At 62.2% G+C, this 22,055-nt stretch carries 17 protein-coding genes; 15 read left to right on the forward strand and 2 right to left on the reverse strand.

Annotation, left to right across the window (positions count from 1 at the left end; translation table 11 throughout):
- Positions 1-12: 12 nt before the first annotated feature.
- Complete coding sequence (locus ACFRFQ_RS04290; RefSeq protein ID WP_378653403.1) at positions 13-1,251, reverse strand: DUF222 domain-containing protein; 1,239 nt, start codon at positions 1,249-1,251, stop codon at positions 13-15.
- Positions 1,252-1,416: 165 nt separating this feature from the next.
- Between ACFRFQ_RS04290 and mftE the strand changes: the two genes are divergently transcribed.
- The 9 genes from mftE (at position 1,417) to eutC (ending at position 12,517) form a co-directional block, all read left to right on the forward strand.
- Positions 1,417-2,109, forward strand: coding sequence for a mycofactocin biosynthesis peptidyl-dipeptidase MftE (mftE, locus tag ACFRFQ_RS04295; protein WP_378653405.1), 693 nt, complete (start codon positions 1,417-1,419; stop codon positions 2,107-2,109).
- Between the two features lie 70 nt (positions 2,110-2,179).
- Positions 2,180-3,577 (forward strand): mycofactocin biosynthesis glycosyltransferase MftF, encoded by a 1,398-nt coding sequence (mftF, locus tag ACFRFQ_RS04300; protein WP_378653410.1) that lies wholly within the window; start codon positions 2,180-2,182, stop codon positions 3,575-3,577.
- A complete protein-coding gene (mftG, locus tag ACFRFQ_RS04305; protein WP_378653412.1) occupies positions 3,574-5,064 on the forward strand; it encodes a mycofactocin system GMC family oxidoreductase MftG in 1,491 nt (496 codons plus the stop codon). The genes mftF and mftG overlap by 4 nt, the downstream gene beginning before the upstream one ends.
- Before the next feature lie 73 nt (positions 5,065-5,137).
- Complete coding sequence (locus ACFRFQ_RS04310) at positions 5,138-6,442, forward strand: transcriptional regulator (protein WP_378653413.1); 1,305 nt, start codon at positions 5,138-5,140, stop codon at positions 6,440-6,442.
- A 165-nt stretch (positions 6,443-6,607) separates the two neighbouring features.
- Positions 6,608-8,131 (forward strand): aldehyde dehydrogenase, encoded by a 1,524-nt coding sequence (gene adh, locus ACFRFQ_RS04315; protein WP_033236961.1) that lies wholly within the window; start codon positions 6,608-6,610, stop codon positions 8,129-8,131.
- Positions 8,132-8,189: 58 nt separating this feature from the next.
- On the forward strand, positions 8,190-8,762 hold the full coding sequence (locus ACFRFQ_RS04320) for a DUF779 domain-containing protein (RefSeq protein ID WP_378653415.1): 573 nt from the start codon (positions 8,190-8,192) through the stop codon (positions 8,760-8,762).
- Between the two features lie 112 nt (positions 8,763-8,874).
- Positions 8,875-10,338 (forward strand): ethanolamine permease, encoded by a 1,464-nt coding sequence (gene eat, locus ACFRFQ_RS04325; RefSeq protein WP_378653416.1) that lies wholly within the window; start codon positions 8,875-8,877, stop codon positions 10,336-10,338.
- Complete coding sequence (locus ACFRFQ_RS04330) at positions 10,335-11,747, forward strand: ethanolamine ammonia-lyase subunit EutB (RefSeq protein WP_378653417.1); 1,413 nt, start codon at positions 10,335-10,337, stop codon at positions 11,745-11,747. The genes eat and ACFRFQ_RS04330 overlap by 4 nt, the downstream gene beginning before the upstream one ends.
- Positions 11,744-12,517 (forward strand): ethanolamine ammonia-lyase subunit EutC, encoded by a 774-nt coding sequence (eutC, locus tag ACFRFQ_RS04335; protein ID WP_378653419.1) that lies wholly within the window; start codon positions 11,744-11,746, stop codon positions 12,515-12,517. Before ACFRFQ_RS04330 ends, eutC begins: the two co-directional genes overlap by 4 nt.
- A gap of 3 nt (positions 12,518-12,520) precedes the next feature.
- Here eutC and ACFRFQ_RS04340 read toward each other — a convergent pair whose 3' ends face one another.
- Positions 12,521-13,396, reverse strand: a complete 876-nt coding sequence (locus ACFRFQ_RS04340; protein WP_378653421.1) for a glycosyltransferase — start codon at positions 13,394-13,396, stop codon at positions 12,521-12,523.
- A gap of 187 nt (positions 13,397-13,583) precedes the next feature.
- Here ACFRFQ_RS04340 and ACFRFQ_RS04345 point away from each other — a divergent pair, with 187 nt between their 5' ends.
- The 6 genes from ACFRFQ_RS04345 to ACFRFQ_RS04370 all read left to right on the forward strand — a co-directional run bounded on the left by ACFRFQ_RS04345 (position 13,584) and on the right by ACFRFQ_RS04370 (position 21,934).
- Entirely contained in the window at positions 13,584-14,129 is a 546-nt protein-coding gene (locus ACFRFQ_RS04345; protein ID WP_378653424.1) for a hypothetical protein, read from the forward strand.
- 219 nt (positions 14,130-14,348) lie between these two features.
- Complete coding sequence (locus ACFRFQ_RS04350) at positions 14,349-15,698, forward strand: MFS transporter (RefSeq protein ID WP_378653426.1); 1,350 nt, start codon at positions 14,349-14,351, stop codon at positions 15,696-15,698.
- A gap of 159 nt (positions 15,699-15,857) precedes the next feature.
- Entirely contained in the window at positions 15,858-17,495 is a 1,638-nt protein-coding gene (locus tag ACFRFQ_RS04355) for an AMP-binding protein (RefSeq protein WP_378653428.1), read from the forward strand.
- A gap of 3 nt (positions 17,496-17,498) precedes the next feature.
- Positions 17,499-19,166 carry a sigma-54-dependent Fis family transcriptional regulator gene (locus ACFRFQ_RS04360; protein ID WP_378653430.1) on the forward strand — a complete coding sequence of 556 codons (1,668 nt, stop codon included), beginning with the start codon at positions 17,499-17,501 and terminating at the stop codon, positions 19,164-19,166.
- Positions 19,167-19,274: 108 nt separating this feature from the next.
- Complete coding sequence (locus ACFRFQ_RS04365; protein ID WP_378653432.1) at positions 19,275-20,774, forward strand: aldehyde dehydrogenase family protein; 1,500 nt, start codon at positions 19,275-19,277, stop codon at positions 20,772-20,774.
- Between the two features lie 47 nt (positions 20,775-20,821).
- Positions 20,822-21,934, forward strand: a complete 1,113-nt coding sequence (locus ACFRFQ_RS04370; RefSeq protein WP_097387619.1) for an NDMA-dependent alcohol dehydrogenase — start codon at positions 20,822-20,824, stop codon at positions 21,932-21,934.
- Positions 21,935-22,055: the final 121 nt, after the last annotated feature.

Here is a 22,055-nt window from a genome sequence, read left to right on the forward strand (position 1 = left end):
ACGCTAGGTTTTTCAGGCGGCTGTTGGTGGCGTGTTCCCGGGAACGGGAACTTGATACGGGTCCACCGACATCGGTGGATAGAAACGGGTTTTCCGGTCGTCTCCGATATCGACTCTCCACTCCGTGTGATGCATTATCCGATGGTGATGACCGCACAGCAAGACCAGATTATCGAGATCCGTCGGGCCGTCGTCGAGCCAGTGAATCAGATGGTGGGCATCGCACCAGCCTGGTGGGGTTCCACAACCGGGGAAGGCGCAGCCGCCGTCTCGTACGGTGAGGGCTCGCCGCTGCGGGACGGTCGCGAGTCGCGCCTTCATTCCGTGGTTGAGGGGAACACCGTTGCTATCGAGAAGGATTCGGGTGACTTCGCAGTCGCAGGCGAGCATGCGGGCGGTGTCGAGGCTGATGGGGCCGGCCCAGTTGGTGATCGCGTAGCCGAGTTCTTCGGTGGAGGGCAGCAGGTCTTTCAGTGCCTGAAGATCGGTGAGGTCTTTTGCGGTGGCGGTGATCGTCAGGTGCGGTTTCACTCCACCTTCGACGGGGCCGAGGCCGGCGGCTTCGTAGCGGCGCAGCAGTTCACAAAATCCGTCGGCGCGTCGAAGCGCCGGGGTGCGTTCGTCTTTCACGCCGTCCTTCTCCGGTGTGGGCGCCGACAGGGCGGACAGTAGCGCGATGAGGCGGGCACCGTTGACGGCGTCGAGGTCACCTTTGACGCTGACTCGCCCGTACAGGCCGCGGGAAGCGTAGAACTCGTTGAGTTCGGAGTCCTCACCGGCGGGTACGCCGTCGGTGCGGTTGCCGTACTGCTTCTGGATCCGCCGGATCGCCGCGCGGACGGAATCGCAGTCGGCGACGTTCTTGGAGGCGAGGGTCAGGAGGATGCCGCGGGCCTTCTCGACGTCGACGAGGTTCATGTTCTTGGGCGGGTGCTGGCAGAACTGCGCAACCTGACGCGCCTTCGACGCATCGATATCGCCGTCGTGAAAAGACTGCCCGACAACAGGTTCGAGCATGAACAACCGCGCCAGGCCGACCAGCCGGCTGCATTCGCCGATCTCGAGGTTCGTAGACTGGTGCAGCCACTGCGCGATGGCGCGGAATCCTCGGCCGCCGAGTGTGTCGCGGGTGAACATCTCGGTGATCATCACAACCGTGCGGGACGTCATCTCGTGCCGGGTGCGGGCGAGGTCGAGAACCTCTGTCTTGAGGCCCTCGCCGTCGTATTGCCACGCTTCCCGACTGTCCATGCACTGATTTTAGTCGAACAGGATTTCGATTCCTAGGGACATACCGGACAGGTTTTCATGAATCCAAGCTCGAGACTTGTTGATGTGCAGTGATATTCGAAATCATGACGCATGTTGTCCACGTGCGCTGCTCAGGTACGAACTGCCGACGAATATGATCACTGCATGACCGAAACCCGTGATCTGTCCGCTATCCCGAGCCCCCGGCTCGAGGGGTCTGCGCACACTGTGGTGGTTCCGGTCGGTTCTTTCGAGCAGCATGGCCCGCACTTGCCGCTGGACACAGATACCCGGATTGCGAGAGCGGTGTCGAACGAGCTCCCTGGCGTCGTGGTTGCACCGGCCCTCGAGTATGGCGCGAGCGGGGAGCACGAGGGTTTTGCCGGGACGATTTCCATCGGCGCCGAGGTCATGGAAATGGTGGTTGTCGAGTACGGACGGTCTGCCTGTCGGTGGGCCGAGCGGGTGTTGTTTGTCAGCGGTCATGGCGGAAACGGTCCGGCGTTGGCAAAGGCTGTGGCGCTCTTGCGATACGAGGGCCGGGATGCAGCCTGGGTGCCCTGCGCGATTCCCGGGGCGGACGCTCATGCAGGCAAGACAGAAACCAGCCTCTTACTGCACCTTTCGCCGGAATGTGTGGACATGAACCTGGCGGAGGTAGGAAATATTTCTCCTATCGCAGACCTGATGCCAGGATTGCGTTCGGGCGGTATGGTCGCTGTGTCGGATAACGGTGTTCTGGGCGATCCAGTTCAGGCAAGTGCCGTGGACGGCGCGCACATTTTCGACGAGTTGGTGCAACGCGTGACGGATGGACTGGCCCGGTGGAATCCGGGCCCGGATGGGAGGCTTCGGTGATGGTTGTTACCGATGGGGGGCGGGCGATCTACCCGAACCGATTCGCGGTGTTTTCCCTGACGATCGCCTGATGCGACCCGCACGACTCCCCGACGGCTTCGGCATTCGGTTGGATCCCAAAGTTCGCACGTACTCGGGTGGCCGCGTGCTCATCGGTGGTTCGCCGACGCGCATGCTCAAGCTGGCTCCGACTGCAGCCGCGATGATCGGCGACGGCTACCTCGAGGTTGTCGATCAGCAGAGCGCCGCGGTGGCGCGCCATCTACTCGATTCCGGTGTCGCGAATCCTCGGCCGATGTCGACTCCGTCGGCTTCCGACGTCACCGTCGTGATTCCGGTGAAGGACAACGTTGCCGGGATTGAGCGGTTGTTGCCGGTTCTCAAGGATCTGGCAGTGATCGTGGTCGACGACGGGTCCGAGGTTCCTCTTGATCCGCGTCGGGACTACCCCGGTACGGGAACGGTCACTGTGGTCCGGCATGAGCACGCGCGTGGCCCCTCGTCGGCCCGCAATACTGGATTACGTTCGGCACAAACACGTTTCGTGGCGTTCCTCGACTCGGATGTCATTCCGCGAGCGGGCTGGCTCGAACTGATGCTCGGTCACTTCAGTGATCCGGGTGTGGCGCTGGTGGCTCCCCGAATTGTGGCCCTCGATCCGTACGGGACGGCATTGGCTCGGTACGAGAGCATGCGTTCCTCGCTGGATCTGGGACGGAAGGAAGCAGCCGTCAAGTCTGGCAGCCCGGTGTCGTACGTGCCCAGCGCGGCCATGATCGTCCGGCGCGATGTGGCTCTCGACTGCGAGGGATTCGATGAAAACCTCGAGGTGGCAGAGGACGTCGATTTCTGTTGGCGTCTCCAGTCTGCCGGCTGGCGACTGCGCTACGAACCGGTTGCCAATGTCGCCCATGATCATCGGGTTCAGTTCGGGAAGTGGTTCAGCCGACGCGCTTTCTACGGTACCGGCGCTGCTCCGCTGGCTGCCCGACATCCGGGTTCGGTGCCGCCGATGGCCATGTCGTTCTCGACGCTGTTCGCGTGTGTTGCGGCAGCAACGCTCACCAAGTCGGGGTTGGCTGGAGCGCTCGGGGCTCTACTGTTCACCGTATTCCGATTGCGGAAGATGTTCACCGGTCTCAAGCAACCGACGCGTATCGCGGCGATTCTCACGGCCCAAGGTTTTGTGGGCGGGTTCTGGCAATTGGCGTCGGCGATGTGCCGTCATTACTGGCCGGTGACGTTGTTGGCGGTGATCACGTCACGCAAGATCCGGCGATTGGCTCTTGCCGCGGCAATCAGTGAGGGGCTGGTGGATTGGTATCGCCACCGTGAAGAGGGTGGTTTGGGGCCGGTTCGCTACGTGTTGTTCAAACGAGCCGATGACGTGGCGTACGGGTTCGGCCTGTGGCGCGGCGCGATCGAGGCTCACGACCCTGCGGCTTTGAAGCCTCGAATCACCAAGTGAGCGTTACGGATCACGCAGACTTCGTAGTTGTCGGTGGCGGCACCACGGGGTGTGTGATCGCGGCCAGGCTCAGCGAAGATCCAGCCGCGCAGGTGATTCTTCTCGAGGCGGGAAGTGGATATCGTTCCACGGTTGATCTTCCGGGTGTTCTCGATGATCCGTACCTGCTACCGGTAGGGCCGAAGAGTGAACACACCTGGACGTATCCGGTCGAGCTGACGCCGAGTCGACGTGCCACCGTCTCGCGCGGGCGAACTCTCGGTGGCAGCGGCGCGGTAAATGGTGCGTACTTCGCGAGGGCGACGCGCGCAGATTTTGACCTCTGGCCCGATTCCTGGAGCTACGAGAAAGTGCTGCCGTATTTTCGGAAGTCGGAGACAGATCACGATTTCGGCGGGCCATACCACGGCGACAGTGGTCCAATTCCGGTACGTCGGCGACGCCGCGACGAGATGCATCCACTCAGCAGTCGGTTCCACGACGCGGCCCTGTCGGCTGGTTTCCCCGAGGACGCAGACAAGAACGCGCCGGAATCGGACGGCGTCGGGCCAGTTCCACTGAATATCTTCGACCATCGTCGTATCAGTACTGCGGTCGGTTACCTACTACCGGCGATGAAGCGCCGCAACCTCACCGTCGACGTCGGTGTCACCGTCCTGCGAATCGTATTCTCGGGGACGCGGGCAGTGGGAGTCGATGTCCTCGACGACACCGGGTCGTTGCGTCGTATCCACGGGCGTCGCATCGTGGTGTGCTCCGGCGCGGTTGCCACTCCGCTCCTGCTCCTGAGTTCCGGCGTCGGATCGGCTGATCAGCTTGTGGCTCATGATGTTCCGGTGGTTGTCGACCTTCCGGGAGTGGGGCAGGGTTTTGTCGATCATCCGGAAGTGCTGCTGCCTTATCAATATTCGATTCCGGAGACCTTGCGACCGCAGACCCCGGTGCTGGAGACGACTCTCAACGACGCGGACCTCGAAATCCGGCCTTATACAGCGTCGTTCACCGATCTGGTACCCGGGATTCCACAAATGGACCACGGGATCGGAGTGGTGCTGATGGCACCGCACAGCCGCGGAACCGTCGAACTCGATCCGAAGGCTCCGGGTGGTTCGCCGAGGATCCGATACAACTACGTCGAGTCCGCGCACGATCGACAAGTCGTCCGGAGGGGGATGCAGATCGCCGAGGACCTGCTCGAAACTATTGCCCGGACCGGGATGATCCGCCGGCCCGAGATCGAGTATTCGGACGAGTGGATCGAATCGCGGTTGGGCACGTCGCTGCACATGTCGGGTAGTTGCGTCATGGGTTCGGAGTTCGATCCGGGAACGGTTGTCGACGATCGATGCAGCGTTCTCGGCGTCGACGCACTCAGTATCGTCGACACGTCGATCATGCCGGTGATTCCCACTCGTGGGCCCCATGCAACTGCGGTGATGCTCGCCGAGCGAGCCAGTGAATTGGTGCGTGACGCTGCGCGATCGTAAGAACCAACCGACCATCTTCACCATTGTGATGTGATCGGCACTACAGTGGCAGGGGAGCGGAGGAACACAGAATATGGCACGTGAACAGGCTGTGTACGGCAACCCGTGGGTAGCGGTGCGGCCCGGAGACGACGTAGCGGTGCTGGCACGTCGTCTGTCGAGTGCCCATCAGTCCTTCATCGACGCCCACGACGGGTCCGGAACGGACGATTCACGTGTGCGGTCTGTTGTGCTCGAATCCTGGATGCGTAGCAGAAACAACGGCGTCGATCCTGACGTCGTCGGCGCTCCGGCGATGCTCGAAGGGCTCGATCTCGAGAGCTATCGCTCGTCGCATCCCATGTCTCTCATTCGTCCTGTTGTTCGAAAACTGCTGGTGGAGGACGCAGCCGAGACCGGCCTGTTGATCGCGATCAGCGATGCGCACGGACGGTTGCTGTGGGTGGAGGGCGACAGTGCCGCCAAGGACCGCGCACTGTCGATGAATTTTGTCGAAGGCGCGGACTGGAGTGAAGATCGCGTCGGCACCAATGCTCCGGGGACGGCACTGGCGCTCGACCACTCGGTGCAGATCTTCGGTTCGGAGCATTTCAATCGGACCGTGCATGACTGGAGTTGTTCGGCGGCGCCCGTCCACGATCCCACCACCGGACAGATTCTCGGCGCTATCGACATCACCGGTGGCCCGCGGGTTGCCGTCCCCGAAGTGTTGTCGTTGATTCGTGCAACGGTGGCCGCCGCCGAATCGGAATTGCGGTTCCACCTGCTCAATTCGCCGATCCCGCTCACTGCCTCCGCTCCGCGGCTGGAGACGTTCGGCGGCGGGCGGCCGACTCTCGTTCGCGGCGGTGAGCGGATTCCGATCTCGCAACGCCACGCCGAAATCTTGCTTCTGCTTTCCGAACATCCAGAAGGGCTCAGTGCGGATCACCTTGCCGTTCTCCTCGATGAAGGTGAGTTGGACGGCGTCACCATTCGCGCCGAGATGTCTCGTCTTCGCAAGGTTTTCGGCGCCGATCGGTTGGCGTCGAGGCCCTACCGCATCATCACCGAGTTCGCCACGGACGTCGGCGACGTCCGCAAGGCCCTGGACCGTGGGGATGCGGCGACAGCCATGCGCTTGTATTCCGGCCCGGTCCTGAGCGGATCCACCGCTCCGGGAATCGACGCAATCCGGGACGAATTGCGCACTCGGGTTCAGGCTGCACTGCTGCGCGGCGACGATGCCACCCTTCTTGCCAAGTGGACCACCTCCGTCCATGGCCGGGAGGATTCCGTCGTCTGGGAGGCGTACCTGTCGACATTGGACCCGCAATCTGCACTGTATTCGCAGGTCAAGGCCAAAATTGATCTGCTGGACCGGCAGCTCGGACTCTGAGAAGCGGGCACGTTGCACTGACGGAACGGGCACGTTGCACCGACGCAACGTAGTTGCAACGTTGCAACTCCTAGTGTTGTGAATCACACCCCGCCGGGGGGTGGGACTGCAGTCACCGATTTCGGGACTGTGCCCAGGAAGATCACGTTTACATAGGAGCTTGCAATGACCGTGTACGCCCGCCCAGGTACCGCCGACGCGATCATGTCCTTCCAGTCTCGATACGACAACTGGATCGGCAACGAATGGGTTGCTCCGGTCAAGGGTCAGTACTTCGAGAACCCGACGCCGGTGACCGGACAGAACTTCTGCGATGTGGCTCGTTCCACCGCAGAAGACATCGAGCTCGCTCTCGACGCAGCGCACGCAGCAGCTCCGGCCTGGGGCAAGACCTCGGTCGCCGAGCGCGCGATCATCTTGAACAAGATCGCTGATCGTATGGAGGAGAACCTCGAATCGATCGCACTTGCCGAGTCGTGGGACAACGGCAAGCCGATTCGCGAGACCCTCAACGCCGACATTCCGCTCGCCATCGATCACTTCCGTTACTTTGCGGGAGCTATTCGCGCACAAGAAGGTTCGCTCTCGGAGATCAACTCCGACACCGTTGCCTACCACTTCCACGAGCCGCTCGGTGTAGTCGGCCAGATCATTCCGTGGAACTTCCCGATCCTCATGGCAGTGTGGAAGCTTGCTCCCGCGCTCGCCGCCGGCAATGCCATCGTGCTCAAGCCTGCCGAGCAGACTCCCGTCTCGATCCTGCACCTCATCGGCATCATCGGTGACCTGCTGCCTGCCGGTGTTCTGAACATCGTCAACGGCTTCGGCGTGGAGGCCGGCAAGCCGCTGGCGTCGAGCCCACGCATCAAGAAGATCGCGTTCACCGGTGAGACCACCACCGGTCGCCTGATCATGCAGTACGCGTCGCAGAACCTGATCCCGGTCACCCTCGAACTCGGTGGCAAGAGCCCCAACATCTTCTTCTCCGACGTGCTTGCCGCCAACGACGACTACCAGGACAAGGCCCTCGAAGGCTTCACGATGTTCGCGCTCAACCAGGGCGAGGTATGCACGTGCCCGTCGCGTTCGCTGATTCAGGAAGACATCTTCGACGACTTCCTCGCAATGGCCGCCATCCGCACCAAGGCTGTTCGCCAGGGCGATCCGCTCGACACAGACACCATGATCGGTGCGCAGGCCAGCAACGACCAGCTCGAGAAGATCCTGTCCTACATCGAGATCGGCAAGGCAGAAGGCGCCAAGGTCATCACCGGTGGCGAACGGGCGCAGTTGGGCGGCGACCTCTCCGGCGGCTACTACGTGCAGCCGACGGTCTTCACCGGCAACAACAAGATGCGCATCTTCCAGGAAGAGATCTTCGGACCGGTCGTGTCCGTCACGTCCTTCAAGGATTACGACGAGGCCATCGAACTTGCCAACGACACCCTCTACGGTCTCGGCGCGGGCGTCTGGTCACGTGATGGTGGAGTTGCTTACCGTGCGGGCCGCGATATCCAGGCCGGCCGAGTGTGGACCAACACGTATCACCAGTACCCGGCACACGCCGCCTTCGGTGGATACAAGCAGTCCGGTATCGGCCGCGAGAACCACCTGATGATGCTCTCGCACTACCAGCAGACCAAGAACCTCCTGGTCAGCTACGCGCAGAAGGCTCAGGGCTTCTTCTGATCCTCGCTTCGCGCAGCAGGTAAAGACAACACGAGAATACGAACACACGGAGGTTGGAATGGACGCTACCGATGTCACCGCACCTGATGACACTGCAGGCGTCGTTCCACCCCGTCTCGTGACCACCGCTGGGGCGGCTGATCTTCTGCGCCGCCTCAGCGGAAACCACGGCGAACTGATGATGCACCAATCCGGTGGTTGCTGCGATGGCAGCGCGCCGATGTGTTATCCCGCAGGCGAATTCATCGTCGGTGACCGTGATGTACTGCTCGGCGTCATCGATCTGCGGCTAGGCGTCGGTGAAGTTCCCGTCGACCTGCCCACGGGTACGGACGCCGTCCAGGTCTGGATTTCCGGATCCCAATTCGAAGCGTGGAAGCATACCCAGTTGGTTCTGGACGTGGTGCCCGGCCGGGGCAGCGGGTTCAGTCTGGAGTCTCCTGAAGGATTCCGATTCCTCAGTCGAGCAAGGGCTTTCACGCAGCAGGAGAACGACGCGCTCAACTCGTCCGCGATTCTGGTCGGCGCCGAGTGGGAGGCTGGGGTGCGTCCCCTGCCACCGACAGTTCCGCAGGTTGTCGCCGAAGCGGTGGACGCCTGCCCGGTTCCGGGCTTGGCCGGACGAGCCTGATCGTTTTACAGCCCGGTCATCGCCGCGGCGATCGTTAGTTACTTCTCACCCATACTGTTGAGCCACGCGGCGCCGGGCACTGGCGCCGTTGATTTCTTGACCGATTCAGAGGATGGACATGTCTCTTTCCGAGCACGTGCCGGACAAGTCGACGGGTGCGCACCACGACGGCGCAGATTTTCATGCAGAAGACAATTCGTATTTGGAAAAACGAACACTCCGCAAAGGCACCGCAGGATGGGTGCTGCTGGCCGGATTGGGGGTCAGCTACGTCATTTCGGGCGACTATGCCGGCTGGAACAACGGCCTGGCCGAGGGTGGATTCGGCGGTCTGCTGATCGCAGCCGTCGTCATCGCCGGAATGTACCTGGCGATGGTGCTGGGCATGGCTGAGATGTCGTCGGCGCTACCCGCTGCCGGCGGCGGATATACATTTGCCCGTCGCGCGTTGGGGCCGTGGGGTGGATTTGCCACCGGCACTGCAATTCTCATCGAGTATTCCATCGCACCGGCCGCCATCGCGACCTTCATCGGTGCCTACGTCGAGTCGCTCAATCTGTTCGGAATCACCGATGGTTGGTGGGTCTACCTCGCGGTGTACGCGATCTTCATCGGTATTCACCTCACCGGTGCGGGTGAAGCACTCAAGGCGATGTTCGTGATCACCGCCATTGCTCTCGTCGGTCTTGTCGTCTTTGCGATTTCCGCTGTGGGACTGTTCGATTCGTCGAATCTCACCGACATCGCCGTCGATACGTCCGCCGCGGGGTCGTCGTCGTTCCTGCCCTTCGGATTGATCGGTATCTGGGCGGCAGTTCCCTTCGCGATCTGGTTCTTCCTTGCGGTGGAAGGTGTTCCGCTCGCAGCCGAGGAGGCACGAGAGCCGGAGAAGAACGTCCCCCGCGGCATCATCATCAGCATGCTGATCCTGATCGTCACCGGCGCAACCGTTCTCTTCCTGGCTACGGGCGCATTGGGCGCCGACGCGTTGTCCACCTCCGGAAACCCGCTGGTCGAAGCACTCGGTGACAGTGGCAGTGCCAAGGTTGTCAACTACATCGGGCTCGCCGGTCTGGTGGCAAGTTTCTTCTCGATCATGTACGCGTACTCCCGCCAGACCTTTGCGCTGTCGCGCGCCGGATACCTGCCGAAGAACCTGTCGGTGACAAACAAGCGCAAGGCCCCGACACTGGCACTCGTTGTTCCCGGAGTCATCGGGTTTGCCCTGTCACTCACCGGAGAAGGCGCGATGCTACTGAACATGGCGGTGTTCGGCGCCGCTGTCAGCTATGTGCTGATGATGGTGAGCCACATCGTGCTTCGCAAGCGCGAGCCGAACATGCCCCGCCCCTATCGGACTCCCGGCGGAATTGCCACCACCTCGTTTGCTCTTGTCGTCGCAGCGATATCCGTGGTCGCCACATTCCTGGTCGATCCGATTGCGGCCCTTCTCACGCTCGCAGCCTTCGGTGTTCTCATGGCTTACTTTGGTCTCTACAGTCGACATCATCTTGTTGCCAACTCGCCCGACGAGGAGTTTGCTGTACTTGCACAGGCGGAAGAAGAACTGGAATGACCATGTATCACCAACAGGTTTCGGGCACTACGTACTCGTTCGAGAGTCTCGTCGACGTCATGGCCAAGGCGACACCACTGCGCTCGGGTGACGAACTTGCCGGCTGCGCTGCGCACTCCGACGCGGAACGTGCTGCTGCCCAATGGGTTCTGGCAGATCTTCCGTTAAAGGTCTTCCTGGAAGATCTTCTGGTTCCGTACGAGGACGACGAAGTCACCCGGCTCATCATCGACAGTCACAACCGTCTGGCGTTCCAACCGGTTGCGCATCTGACCGTCGGCGGCTTGCGGGACTGGCTCCTCGAAACGGCGTCGGCGCCAGGTGCCGCGGCGCAACTTGCGGCGGTCAGTCCTGGCTTGACTCCGGAGATGGTGGCGGCGGTCAGCAAGATCATGCGCAATCAGGATCTGATCGCCGTCGCCAAGGCGATCACCGTCACCGCCGGCTTCCGGACCACCATCGGTCTGCCGGGGCGACTGAGCACGCGGCTACAACCCAACCACCCCACCGACGACCCACGGGGAATCGCCGCGGCCACGCTGGACGGTCTTCTTCTGGGCTGTGGCGACGCCGTTATCGGAATCAACCCGGCGACGGACTCTCCGCAGGCCACATCGGATCTACTGCACCTTCTCGACGACATCCGGCAGCGATTCGAGATCCCGACACAATCCTGCGTGCTCTCGCACGTGACCACGACGATCGGACTTATCGAATCCGGTGTGCCGGTCGATCTGGTCTTCCAGTCGATCGCCGGCACCGAAGGCGCCAATTCCGGCTTCGGAGTGAATATTCCGCTGCTCCGGGAAGGTAACGACGCCGGCCGATCCTTGAACCGGGGGACTGTCGGGAACAACGTCATGTACCTCGAGACCGGACAGGGGTCTGCGCTCAGTGCCGGCGCTCACCTGGGTACCGGCGGCGCGCCCGTCGATCAACAAACCCTCGAAACCCGCGCGTACGCGGTGGCGCGCGACCTCGAGCCGCTCCTGGTCAACACCGTCGTCGGATTCATCGGGCCCGAGTACCTGTACGACGGCAAGCAGATCATCCGAGCGGGCCTCGAAGATCACTTCTGCGGCAAACTGCTGGGACTGCCGATGGGCGTGGACGTGTGCTACACCAACCACGCCGAAGCCGACCAGGACGACATGGACAACCTGTTGACGCTGCTCGGAGTGGCGGGGGCGGCATTTGTGATCGCGGTTCCCGGGGCGGACGACGTGATGCTCGGCTATCAGAGTCTGGCCTTCCACGACGCGTTGTACGTGCGGCGGGTGTTGGGCCTGCAACCTGCCCCGGAGTTCGAGGCCTGGCTTCACAGTTTGGGGATGACGGACGGAGACGGACGAGTGCTGCCGGTAGACGCTTCTCTCTCGCCGCTGCGAGCACTGACGGTGAACCGATGAGCGACGACGCGACGCCGGTCGTCGATTTCTGGAGTCCGCTTCGGGCGACAACACAGTCGCGAATCGGACTGGGCCGCACCGGAGATTCGTTACCCACCACACGAGTGCTCGAGTTCAAGGCCGCTCATGCTGCCGCGCGGGATGCTGTTCACGTACCGCTCGATTCGGAGATTCTCGCTCGGCGGGTCGAAGCCGTCGGAATCGGTGCTCCGGTGGTGGTCACCAGCGGCGCGTCCACCCGGAGCGAGTACTTACGCCGACCCGATCTGGGGCGCCGACCGGCAGATCTCAGCGCGATCGACCCGTCGGACAACGAGATCGGATTCATTCTCGCGGACGGGCTTTCGCCACGTGCCCTCATGGATCACGGTGAGCAGTTGCTCGCAGCACTAGTCGCCGTGCTGGGAACGACGTACTCGATTGCGCCGCCGGTCATCGCGACCAATGCGCGGGTCGCGTTGGGTGATCACATCGCGGCGGCCATGGGTGTGCAGACTGCTGTGGTCCTGATCGGCGAACGTCCGGGGCTCTCGGTGGCAGACAGCGTCGGGATCTATCTGACCCATCTTCCACGAGTCGGACGCACGGACGCGGATAGAAACTGCATCTCCAACATTCATCCGCCTGAAGGGCTGGGCTACGAGCAGGCAGCCCGCGTCGTTGCGGGTTTGGTGGCCGGCGCCCGAATGCTGGGGCGTTCCGGCGTCGACCTCAAAGACACGTCGCGGGCAGATCAGTTGGCGTCGGGTGAGGTGCTGACCCTCGAGTAGCGATCAGAGGTAGAGCACCCGGTATTTGATGCTGCCCTGAAGTTTCCCGACCAGGTTGCCGGCGTGGACGAACCATCGCCCGCGAGGCATCGGGGAGATCCGGCGGGGCACAAGCGGGTTGAAGAGAAGCAATGCCAGCAGGGTCGCGGCGACGATCCGGGGAGCAGTTCGTCGTTGACCGTGGTCACGGAACCGTGAGTACAACTGTGCTGTGGCGATCCCGTAGGCGCGGGTTTGATTCCACGTTCCGCGATACGTGTCGCGGAGACGGTACGCAACCACGGCATCGGGTGCGTGGGCCAACGTCATGCCGGCCAACTGCAGGCGCCAGCAGAGGTCGATGTCCTCACCGGAGTTCACGTATCGGAGATCAAATCCGTCGACCTTGTCGAATGCTGCGCGCCAGATGCCGAAGGTGCACGTAATGCCGTAGGGGAGAAAATCTTCACTGCCGAACTGCGTTCCGTTGAAGGTGCGCCACGTGGCAACCTCGCTCGAGTTGATAGACGCGGTTTCCACCACTCCGCCAACGGCATCCGAGTTTTCGGCTGCGCGGACGATCGCACTGAGCCACGACGGGTGGACACGATCGTCTGCGTCGCAGAATGCGATGAAATCGCCATTGGATGCGGCAACTCCGACGTTGCGTGCGTAGCCGCCGCCTCGTCCGGCCGACGCATCCACGAGGCGGAGCGAGAGGGCATCGGTCGACGGATAGTTGGTGATGAAGTGCGCGAGACCGTCGGTGGAGCCGTTGTCGGCAACGATGACTTCGAACGCTCCGTCGTAGTCCTGAGAGGACAGGGCATTCAGCTGTTCGCTGATGTGGTCCATGGCGTTGTACGCGGGGATCACCACGGACACAAGGTGCGGTTTCACGCGCCAAAGATACCGTATGCCTGGTAAAGCCGCTGCGTCGGATTTGTCGCTGATCGCAGGTAGCAACGCTGATGTGGCCGTCGCTGTGATGTGATTGCTGTCGAGCCCGTCGGGGCTGCGGATTCTGTTTCGGCAAGTTCGCACCAGTGTGAGAGCCGCCCAGGCGGCACGTGATGAGGAGAGAACGATGGCCTTTGCCGGCAACGTGGACGAATTGGCGCTGCTTCAGTCGGTGCGGCTCAAGGAACGCGTCGGATCGGGTGTTCTTGCCGAGCACCTGGGAGTGAGTGCGGCATCCGGACAGGCTGCGTACGACGCCCTGGTCGAACAGGGTAAGGCGGTGGAGAGTGAGGGCCAGATCAGTCTGACGGACAAGGGCCTTGCCGAGCTGAACGATCAGCTCGATGCCGAGCGGGTTTCCATCGACGAGGATTCGATTCTCGAGGTCCTCGAAGCCTTCCTGCCGTTGGACGAGGAATTTTCTGCTCTCGTCGCCAGTGCTGACGTCGCGTCGCTGGCCGACTTGGATCGCCGCGCGTCCAACGTGTTCGATGATCTGTCCGCGTTTGTTCCGCGCCTGTCGCGCTATCAGGACTTGTTCTCTGACGCGCTTGCGAAAGTTCAAGCAGGGGAGTCGAAGTGGATTGCCGAACCGGGCATCGACTCGTACGCCACAGTGTGGGTGGAGATTCGCCAGGAACTGTGCGAGGCGGCCGGTAAGTCGGAAACCTGAGCGGATCTTCTCGCTGCCGAGGCCGTCCGACTCCCGGGGAGTCGGACGGCCTTTGCCGTGTCGCAGTGACGTGAAACTCGTTACTCAAGGACATGAATCGTGATGCGCATCACGCCTACCCCCTTTCGGGGGTAGTGCGGGGGTGAGCCGGATCACTACCTTTCCTCCTATCGACGGTGATGCCCACAGGGCAACACCACCGGACCACGGAGGAATCGAGTGACCACAGTCTCTCCAGCAGGGGGATCGAGTGCCGCAGGCACTGCGGCAGCCCCCGCAAAGACAACGAGTGTGCGGCGAGTCGCCGTCGCAAGTTGTATCGGCACGACCATTGAGTTCTACGACTTCTTCATCTACGGAACCGCTGCGGCGCTTGTTTTTCCGACGGTCTTCTTTCCGGCGCTCGGGGCCACAGCCGGCACTGTGGCGTCGTTCGCGACATTTGCCGTTGCATTCATTGCACGGCCGGTCGGCGCAATGTTGTTCGGGCACTTCGGAGATCGCATCGGCCGCAAGAAGACGCTGATCTCCACGCTGTTGCTGATGGGTATCTCGACGCTGCTCATCGGTCTGCTGCCCGGTGCGGCAACTATCGGTGTCGCCGCTCCGATCATCTTGGTGCTCTTGCGATTCGGCCAAGGATTTGCGGTCGGTGGTGAATGGGCGGGCGCAACCCTCCTCACCGCGGAATATGCCCCGCCCGGCAAACGTGGTCTCTACGCGATGTTCCCCCAGCTCGGCCCCGCCATCGCTTTTGTACTCTCGAGCAGCACGTTCCTCATCACCGGCGCAGTTCTCGGCGACACCAACCAGGCGTTCCTCGATTACGGCTGGCGAATCCCGTTCCTGTTCTCCATCGTGCTCGTCGGTATCGGCCTCTACATGCGCCTTGCTATCGAAGAAACTCCGGTCTTCAAGGCGGAGCAAGCTGATCGCGTCGCAGCAGAGAAGAACGAAGCCCCTCGCACCCTCCCGTTCCTGGACGCCTGGCGTTTCCAGACCAAGGAAATTCTCCTCTCGGCCGGTGCGCTGGCCTGCCTGTTCGCGTTCTTCTACATGGGCACGGCATTCCTGACGAGCTACGGAACCAAGACTCTCGGCTTCTCTCGCCCGTTCGTCCTGTCTGTCGGTATCGCTTCCGCCGTCGTCTTCGGCGCGGCGATCATCGTGTCCGCTCTGTACTCGGACCGCATCGGGCGTCGCAAGGTCATCATGATCTCGTGTGGTCTGGCAGTGGTGTGGGCGCTCATTCTGTTCCCGCTCCTCGACACGGGAACGCCCCTCGCCTTCATTCTCGGAATGTTCGGCACTCTGATGATCTTCGGAATCGCCTACGGCCCGTGTGGTGCGCTACTTCCGGAAATGTTCCAGACCCGCTACCGCTACACCGGTGCCGGCCTCGGCTACAACCTCGCCGGAGTGCTCGGTGGTGCAGTGCCGCCGCTGATCGCAGCCCCGCTGGCCTCGGCGTACGGAAGCATGGCAATCGGCATCATGCTGGCCGTCCTCGGTGTGGTGAGCCTCGTCTGCACCTGGGCGCTCGTCGAGACCAAGGATCACGCGCTGTAACCACAGCAGGGGTGTCCGGACTTCAGACAGTTACGGACACCCCGCACCGGGAAGTATGTCGTGCATCACACCGAATCGAGTAAATTCGTAGATGAGAGGGTCCGCTGCGGCGGCCCCTCTCATAGGTGCCTGAAGAGGCAACCGGAGAGGACAGAACACATGAGTACGCCGCTGCCCAGCTATACGTCCGGAGTATGGGACGGTCCGATGCTGGGCGACACCATCGGTGACAACCTGGATCGCACGGTTGCCGCGCACGGGGACCGCGATGCACTGATCGACCATGCCAGCGGTCGACGATGGACGTACCGGGAGTTCGCCGAGCAGGTGAACGGACTCGCTGCCGGACTCCTGTCCCGTGGTGTGGGGAAGGGCGATCGGGTAGGGATGTGGGCTCCCAACTGTCCGGAATGGACGTTCACGCAATATGCGACGGCAAAGATCGGCGCGATCCTGGTCAACATCAACCCGGCGTACCGCTCTCACGAGTTGCAGTACGTGCTCGAGCAGGCCGGGATCTCGACACTGGTGGCGGCGGCGAGCTTCAAGACTTCGGATTACGCGTCGATGATCGAGACGGTGCGGCCGCAGTGCCCCGATCTGACGTCGGTGATCCTGCTCGGTTCACCCGAGTGGGACTCAGTGCTTGCAGACGGGTTGGCGGCGCAGGCAAACGATCCGGCTCCGCTCGCCGCTGCTCAAGCCTCGTTGTCGGCCGACGATGCGATCAACATCCAATACACCTCGGGCACTACCGGTTTCCCGAAGGGTGCGACGCTGAGCCACCACAACATCCTCAACAACGGCTACTTCGTCGGCGAGTTGTGCCACTACAGCGAGGTCGATCGGGTGTGCATCCCGGTGCCGTTCTACCACTGCTTCGGCATGGTGATGGGCAACCTTGCGTGTACCAGTCACGGTGCTGCCATGGTTATTCCGGGCCCGGCGTTCGATCCGCGTGCTGCACTCGAAGCCGTGCAAGCCGAAAAGTGCACGTCTCTCTACGGCGTACCGACGATGTTCATCGCCGAGTTGGCGTTGCCGGACTTCGAGAGCTTCGATCTGTCGAGCCTGCGCACCGGCATCATGGCGGGCTCGCCCTGCCCGGTCGAGGTGATGAAGCAGGTCATCGATCGCATGGGAATGGCTGAGGTGTCCATCTGCTACGGCATGACGGAGACGTCGCCGGTGTCGCTGCAGACCCGCTCGGACGATTCGATTGCGCAACGCACCGAAACGGTCGGACGCGTCGGGCCGCATCTCGAGATCAAAATCGTTGACCCGGCAACGGGATTGACGGTACCGCGCGGAGAACCGGGCGAACTGTGCACCCGCGGGTACTCGGTCATGCTCGGTTACTGGGAGAACCCGGAAAAGACCGCCGAAGCGATCGACGCTGCCCGGTGGATGCACACCGGCGATATCGGAGTCATGGACGAGGCCGGGTACGTCGCGATCACCGGGCGCATCAAGGACATGGTCATCCGGGGCGGCGAGAATGTCTATCCGCGTGAGATCGAGGAGTTCCTGTACACCCACCCCGACATCCTCGACGCACAGGTGATCGGTGTGCCGGACGCAAAGTACGGCGAGGAGTTGATGGTGTGGATTCAGATGCGAGAGGGGGCACCCGAACTGGATGCCGACGCCGTACGCGCTTACTGCACCGGTAAATTGGCCCACTACAAGATTCCGCGCTACGTACACGTTGTCGACGAATTCCCGATGACCGTCACCGGCAAGGTGCGCAAGATAGCGATGCGCGAACAGGCAATGGAACTGATCGGGCAGGGCTGAGTCGTGTTCGATTCTTCAGGAGATCATGATCCGGTTCGCCCGGAGATCGCACTCTCCTGGAAACGCTCGCGGCTCAGTGGAGTCGACCCGTCTGCGGCGATCGCAGTCGATACTGCCGACCAGGACGCAGAGAGTAGGCTGCTGCGCGCTGCGTCTCCGGTTCTCGACGAAGTCGCCCGCCAGATCGCGGGCACCGGGTTCTGCGTCCTGTTGGCTGATCGAGAGTGCCGAGTGGTCGCCTCGGTGTACTCCGACAGTCGAGTCGAGCGGACGATAGAGCGATTGGGCGTCGTCAACGGTTCGCGATTCGGCGAAGAGCACGCGGGCACCAACGCGCTCGGGACGCCTCTCGAAGTGGGCCGAAGTGTGGTGATCCACGGTGACGAGCATTTCCTCGACAGTCTCAAGGGATTGAGCTGTTACGGTCAGCCGATCCTGCATCCCGTCACGCGGCGCGTCGAGGGAATTCTCGACATGACCGGTGTTGTCTCGCAGGCCAACCCGCTGTTCGCGCCCTTCCTGGCGCGTGCGGCAGCGGACATCGAGAAGCGGCTGCTCGAGGGCTCGAAAGCGTCGGAGCAGCGATTGGTCGACGCGTTCCAGCGAGTTTCCCATCAACGCAACATTGCCGTCGCGGCCATCGGCGACGACATCCTGCTGAGCAACCGAACCGCCTTGGATCTGCTCGACACCGCCGACCACGTATCGCTCCGTTCCTTGATCGCCGACCTCAACCCGGACCAATCAAGGTTGGTAACAGTCGAATTGGCGTCCGGTGCGCTCGCGCGAGTTCAAGCCGACCGGATTTCCGGGGCCGACGGTGGTGCGCTCTTCCTGGTCGAACCACTTCAACGTGAGCGGGCGCCGATCCGCAGAACACACGAGCGGGCACCGTCTCCAGGTGAACGACTGCGTCGGGACCTGATGCGAGCCCGGGCCAGTGCTGCCGCCGTGGCGATCTCGGGTGAGGCGGGCTCCGGTCGAACGTCGGCGGCATCAGACGTCGTGGGCAGTGTCGACGCGAGTTGGCTCGATGCCACGCGAATCGCATTCGACGGCCGTGAGCAATGGGTCACGGACCTCGTCCGCGCTGCTCGCAAGCATTCGGGAGTCGTCGTGATCGAACAGGTGCAACTTCTTCCCGATTCGGTGTTGCCGCTGGTCGCAGATCTGATCGACGCCAGTGCGGATGGTCCGAGGATCGTGCTGACGAGCGGCGCGGTAGCGGATCTACCGCCGGCCATCGCATCGCTGATCTCGCGTTGTGCTTCCAGAGTTGCCATCACCCCGCTGCGTGAGCGACAAGCCGAGATCGCCGAGTTGGCGCAGGCGATGCTGGAAGGGATATCACCCGAGTTGAGGTTGACTGCCAGCGCTGCCGAAGCACTCGCGGCGGCCAGTTGGCCGGGCAATCTGGCCGAATTGCGCGTCGTGCTGCACCGCGCCTCGGACGGACGCTCGAGCAATCGCATCGACGTCGCCGATCTGCCCGAGGACTACCGCACCACCACCAAGGTGTCGCGGTTGGCAGGGCGGGAGAAGGCCGAGCGTCAGGCGATCATCGGAGCGTTGAAAGACTGCGGCGGCAACAAGGTTCACGCGTCGGCGCAACTCGGAATCAGCCGAAGCACTCTCTACACACGGATGCGGGCGCTGGACATCACTGTGTAGTTGACTGTCCGAATCGAGTTGTACAAAGTTCGGACAGTTAGCGCCCCCGAAAGCGCGGAAGTATGGCGTGCATCACATTCGCACCTCACTACTTCAGGGGAGTTTCCGATGACGGCAGTAGCCGAACCCACCATCAGTTCCGCGGTACAGGGTTTCCTGAACGGACCGAAGAAGCTCTACATCGGCGGCGAATTCGTCGACGCCGCTTCGGGTCAGACCTTCGCGACGTACAACCCGGCTGACGGACAGAAGCTCGCAGACGTGGCGCACGGACAGGCCGAAGACATCGACCGCGCGGTGCGTGCCGCTCGCACTGCCTTCGAAGACGGACCCTGGTCACGGATGAAGGCAAACGAGCGCGAGCGCATGATCTGGCGCGTCGGCGACATTCTCAGTGCCCGCGCCGAAGAATTCGGCCAGCTCGAAGCTCTCGACAACGGCAAGTCCGTTGCCATCGCCACCGCAGTCGACGTGGCCTGGGCCGCAGACGTTTTCCGCTACTACGCGGGCTGGGCCACCAAGATCGAAGGCAGCACGGTCAACGTGTCCATGCCCTTCTCTCCCGGCGGCGAGTTCCACGCATACACGCTGCGTGAGGCCATCGGCGTCTGCGGTCTGATCGTGCCGTGGAACTTCCCGCTCCTCATGTCGTCGTGGAAGCTTGCCCCCGCGCTCGCGGCCGGCAACACCGTGATCCTCAAGCCCGCCGAGCAAACCCCGCTCACCGCACTGCTTCTCGCAGAGGTCTTCGAAGAAGCCGGCTTCCCGCCCGGCGTCGTCAACATCGTTCCCGGCTTCGGTGACGCCGGCGCGGCACTGTCCGGTCACGACGACGTCGACAAGGTCGCGTTCACCGGTTCGACCGAAGTGGGCAAGAAGATCGTCGACGCAGCCAAGGGAAACCTGAAGAAGGTCACCCTCGAGCTCGGTGGCAAGAGCCCCAACATCGTGTTCGCCGACGCGGATTTCGATTCCGCAGTGGAGGGTTCGCTCAACGCCTGGCTGTTCAACCACGGGCAGTGCTGCGTTGCGGGCACTCGCCTGTACGTCGAGGACACCATCTTCGAGAAGTTCACCGAGGCCGTCGCGCACGCTGCGAGCCAGGTCAAGATCGGACCAGGACTCGATCCCACCACCCAGCTCGGACCGCTCGTGTCGCAGGAGCAGTTCGACAAGGTCACCGGCTACTTGCGTGAGGGAATCGCCGACGGCGCACGTGCACTCACCGGCGGCAACCGCTGGGGCGATCAGGGCTACTTCGTCGAGCCGACCGTCTTCGTCGACGTCAAGCCCGAATTCTCGATCGTGCAGGAGGAGATCTTCGGACCGGTCGTGGCGGCGTTGCCGTTCAACGCGGACGACGGACCCATCACTGCCGCAAACGATTCCATCTACGGCCTCGCTGCGGGCATCTGGACCCGCGACATCTCCAAAGCCCACCGCACGGCCAAGCGCCTGAAGGCCGGCTCGGTGTGGATCAACCAGTACAACGGATTCGACACCGCGATGCCCTTCGGTGGATACAAGCAGTCCGGCTGGGGCCGCGAACTCGGCGCTTCGGCAATCGACCTCTACACCCAGACCAAGGCCGTCAACATCGCCCTCTGACCGACCCCATCGCACATTCTCTCGTCCGACAATCAAGGAGATCACCAGTGAAGACCAAAGCTGCTGTACTGCTCGAGCCCGGAAAGCCTTTCGAGATCATGGAACTCGACCTCGACGGCCCGGGTGTGGGCGAGGTACTGATCAAGTACACCGCTGCCGGACTGTGCCATTCGGATCTGCACCTCACCGACGGTGACCTCCCACCGCGTTACCCGATTGTCGGCGGACACGAAGGTTCGGGCATCATCGAAGAGGTCGGGCCCGGCGTCACGAAGGTCAAGCCAGGCGACCACGTCGTGTGTAGCTTCATTCCCAACTGCGGCACGTGTCGCTACTGCTCGACCGGGCGTCAGAACCTGTGCGACATGGGTGCCACCATCCTCGAAGGTTCGATGACGGACGGTTCCTTCCGATTCCACGGCAACGGAATGGATTTCGGCGGAATGTGCATGCTCGGAACGTTCTCCGAGCGCGCAACAATTTCTCAGCACTCGGTAGTCAAGATCGACGACTGGCTTCCCTTGGAGACGGCGGTAGTTGTCGGCTGCGGCGTACCGTCGGGTTGGGGAACGGCAGTCAACGCCGGTAACCTGCGCGCCGGCGACACTGCGGTGATCTACGGCATCGGTGGTCTCGGCATCAACGCAGTCCAGGGCGCGGTTTCGGCGGGCTGCAAGTACGTCGTGGTGGTCGATCCGGTTGCTCTCAAGCGTGAGACCGCACTGAAGTTCGGTGCCACGCATGCCTTTGCGGATGCAGAGAGCGCGGCTGCCAAGGTCAACGAGCTGACCTGGGGACAGGGCGCCGACGCTGCGCTCATCCTTGTCGGCACCGTCGACGAGGATGTGGTCAGCGCAGCGACAGCAGTCATCGGTAAGGGCGGAACCGTGGTGATCACGGGTCTCGCCGATCCGGCCAAGCTGACCGTTCACGTGTCGGGTACCGACCTCACGCTGAATCAGAAGACGATCAAGGGCACGCTGTTCGGATCCATGAATCCGCAGTACGACATCGTGCGACTGCTGCGTCTCTACGATGCCGGCCAACTCAAGCTCGACGAACTGATCACCAAGACCTACAGCCTCGAGGACGTCAACCAGGGCTACCAGGATCTGCGTGACGGCAAGAACATCCGTGGCGTGATCATTCACGACAAGTAGGACCTGTGCTGTGCGCCTTTGTTAACCGCCCGCGGTTAACAAAAGCGCACAGCAAATTTTTGTCGTTTTATGTTAATGAAAAGCAAAAACAAAAACCAGAAAAAATCGAAAAACCAAAGAG

This window comes from Rhodococcus sp. NPDC056743, assembly GCF_042790355.1.
Taxonomy (GTDB): Bacteria; Actinomycetota; Actinomycetes; order Mycobacteriales; family Mycobacteriaceae; genus Rhodococcus_F.

Excerpts from the sequence above, each read along its gene's own strand:
- ACFRFQ_RS04290 (WP_378653403.1), bottom strand. The coding sequence starts at position 1,251 with ATGGACAGTCGGGAAGCGTGGCAATACGACGGCGAGGGCCTCAAGACA.
- mftE (WP_378653405.1), top strand. The coding sequence starts at position 1,417 with ATGACCGAAACCCGTGATCTGTCCGCTATCCCGAGCCCCCGGCTCGAG.
- mftF (WP_378653410.1), top strand. The coding sequence starts at position 2,180 with ATGCGACCCGCACGACTCCCCGACGGCTTCGGCATTCGGTTGGATCCC.
- ACFRFQ_RS04310 (WP_378653413.1), top strand. The coding sequence starts at position 5,138 with ATGGCACGTGAACAGGCTGTGTACGGCAACCCGTGGGTAGCGGTGCGG.
- adh (WP_033236961.1), top strand. The coding sequence starts at position 6,608 with ATGACCGTGTACGCCCGCCCAGGTACCGCCGACGCGATCATGTCCTTC.
- ACFRFQ_RS04320 (WP_378653415.1), top strand. The coding sequence starts at position 8,190 with ATGGACGCTACCGATGTCACCGCACCTGATGACACTGCAGGCGTCGTT.
- eat (WP_378653416.1), top strand. The coding sequence starts at position 8,875 with ATGGACATGTCTCTTTCCGAGCACGTGCCGGACAAGTCGACGGGTGCG.
- ACFRFQ_RS04330 (WP_378653417.1), top strand. The coding sequence starts at position 10,335 with ATGACCATGTATCACCAACAGGTTTCGGGCACTACGTACTCGTTCGAG.
- eutC (WP_378653419.1), top strand. The coding sequence starts at position 11,744 with ATGAGCGACGACGCGACGCCGGTCGTCGATTTCTGGAGTCCGCTTCGG.
- ACFRFQ_RS04345 (WP_378653424.1), top strand. The coding sequence starts at position 13,584 with ATGGCCTTTGCCGGCAACGTGGACGAATTGGCGCTGCTTCAGTCGGTG.
- ACFRFQ_RS04355 (WP_378653428.1), top strand. The coding sequence starts at position 15,858 with ATGAGTACGCCGCTGCCCAGCTATACGTCCGGAGTATGGGACGGTCCG.
- ACFRFQ_RS04365 (WP_378653432.1), top strand. The coding sequence starts at position 19,275 with ATGACGGCAGTAGCCGAACCCACCATCAGTTCCGCGGTACAGGGTTTC.